The sequence below is a fragment of the Wolbachia endosymbiont of Mansonella ozzardi genome (assembly GCF_020278625.1).
Classification (GTDB): Bacteria; Pseudomonadota; Alphaproteobacteria; order Rickettsiales; family Anaplasmataceae; genus Wolbachia.
The window spans coordinates 8,106-10,208 of the sequence record NZ_JADAKK010000045.1; the positions used below are offsets into that span (position 1 = coordinate 8,106).

Sequence of the window (2,103 nt, forward strand, 5' to 3'; positions counted from 1 at the left end):
AATTTCTTGGCTAGGTTTTCTTTGTTTATGTTAACGCTAGCTCGGCCTTGCAACTTTTTTTTCTTTAGGAGTTCCCTACGCTTTTCATATAGTCTATATGACTCAGCAAAATCTTCATCTTCATGAAAGTTTGTACCGCCAGGATTACCTTGTGGTACATATTTCTTACTAAGTTTCACCTTAGATTTAGCTTCAGTATCATATGAAACAAAAAGACTAAAACCCAAAAACACTAATATAAATAAAACTTCAGAAAAAATCCTAAACATATGGTGCTATAGTAAATACTGTACTTTAAAAAATAACAATTAACGAACTTTAAGTAAACCAGAATCTTTACTAACTTTGTAATGAATGGTGGTTTCATATCCAATTAACACAGACGAGATTTATATTTTTTTAATATTTATATGCGTCTTCCTCGCTTATCTAATTACTGTTTTTTCTTCTTAATATATTAAGAAAAAAAAGTTGATTTTTACCTAGAGTAATATAAAATTGAATAATTAAGTAGTGAGGAAACAATGTTAATATTTGAGAAAGTTAAGAAATATTTATTAGGAAAATCTAAACTAGTAGAACGCAAGAAAGATTTTACGGAAAAACTCAAATATGCTGCCAGAGAATTTGGTAAAGTTGGTACTCGATCTGACCACCAAGCAGTATCCAAGGAATAGCAGCTCTCTATCGGCTTGAGGAAACAAAAAAGTTTTTGGTGTTGTAAATAAGGTTTTGAATTGATTAGAGAACACATTCAAACATCTCTTTCCCCGCTATAATTTATTTCCAGAAGTTGAAGGAAGGAAAATTCCAGGAACTAATACAAAAGTTAAGTATTTAACTCTAGAGGAGCAGGTAGAGCATGCTAAAATTGCTTACAAAGGAAAGTTATATGTAGCTTTAATGCTAGAAATAGAGGGCAATAAGTTGAAAGGCTTCAAGGACAAACCATGTGATACAACCGGTGATACTAGTAAAGGAGAGGAAGATTGTATAGCTTATGTAATCACACTTGATGGAAAGTTAGTAATTCATCAACACATTAATGTTAATTAAGGTAATTTTGCTTGTCGTCATTCAACTCTTGCAGGTGGTAAGCCAGTTTCGTTCTCTGGTTTAATGAAAGTAAAAGAAGGTAAAATGACTTACATAGACAACAGCAGCGAACATTATAAACCAACATCAGCAAATTTGTACAAAGCAGTGAAAAAATTAGAAGGTTTATTCTCAGAAGATGCAAAAGTTGTCTGTTTACCATATTGGGTTAGCTTGCAAAAACAAATCTCACTTATACGTAAAATTGTCCTAACTAAGCAAGAGCCGATAGAGAAATTCCTAAATAGGATAGAGCAGAAAGGAAAAGATGGGTTAACTAAATATGAGAGACATTTTGCTGAAATAAAGAAGCATAATGAGCAGTATGAACAAAAGTTGTTTTTTACAACTTATAAACCACCAATATCTATTTCAGATAACGATTTTCAATCGGTAAAAACAAAAGCAACAGCACTCTCAATTAAGAGGGTCTGTTGAAGAAGTTTGTGATTATAAGCTAAAAGTTAATATTAAGTGCGACAGAAAAACAAGATAAGCTGTAGGCTTTGATATAATTTTTCACTACGAAAATCTTAGCAGACTTCTTAGCTTTTTTAACACCTTAGAATCAAATAGATGTGGTTACTTACCACATGTTCAAAAAGATAAATTCATAATTACTATAAACATAGACCAAGCTGACAAGTTAACAAAGGGTACCTCACAAACATGCCTGGTTAATGAATTAATGAAGAATATTTTACGAGAAACAAAAACAATGACAGTAGAACACTCAATAAGAAAGATTATTGGAACAAATTATGGTCATAAACCTACCAATTACGCTTGCTAGAAAATAGATAGTTAAATTGCAGGAAATTGATGAAATAGTAGGTGTCAATGTAATTTTTCACTACAAAAATGATTGCAATAGCTTTACTAAACTTCTAAGCCTTAAAAAGCATAGCTATATTTATACACCTCATCAAGATGAAAAAGCAGCTGATGTGCTTCTTATAGCCCTTTTTATGATAGTCAGGAATAATCAAAAAAACACAAAATCTACGA

Annotated in this window: 4 protein-coding genes and 1 pseudogene; 4 read left to right on the top strand and 1 reads right to left on the bottom strand. The window is 31.3% G+C overall.

The window, feature by feature from the left end; translation table 11 throughout:
- Window positions 1-269 (bottom strand): TRP75-related protein (locus tag IHO40_RS04550; protein ID WP_410543364.1); only part of this gene is annotated, 269 nt, incomplete at its 3' end.
- 255 nt (window positions 270-524) lie between these two features.
- Here IHO40_RS04550 and IHO40_RS04555 point away from each other — a divergent pair.
- The 4 genes and pseudogenes from IHO40_RS04555 to IHO40_RS04570 all read left to right on the top strand — a co-directional run.
- Complete coding sequence (locus IHO40_RS04555) at window positions 525-677, top strand: hypothetical protein (protein ID WP_225536965.1); 153 nt, start codon at window positions 525-527, stop codon at window positions 675-677.
- 226 nt (window positions 678-903) lie between these two features.
- Window positions 904-1,056 carry a hypothetical protein gene (locus tag IHO40_RS04560; RefSeq protein WP_225536966.1) on the top strand — a complete coding sequence of 51 codons (153 nt, stop codon included), beginning with the start codon at window positions 904-906 and terminating at the stop codon, window positions 1,054-1,056.
- An 84-nt stretch (window positions 1,057-1,140) separates the two neighbouring features.
- On the top strand, window positions 1,141-1,533 hold the full coding sequence (locus tag IHO40_RS04565) for a hypothetical protein (protein ID WP_225536967.1): 393 nt from the start codon (window positions 1,141-1,143) through the stop codon (window positions 1,531-1,533).
- Between the two features lie 371 nt (window positions 1,534-1,904).
- Window positions 1,905-2,103, top strand: a pseudogene (locus IHO40_RS04570) (hypothetical protein); the annotation flags it as partial.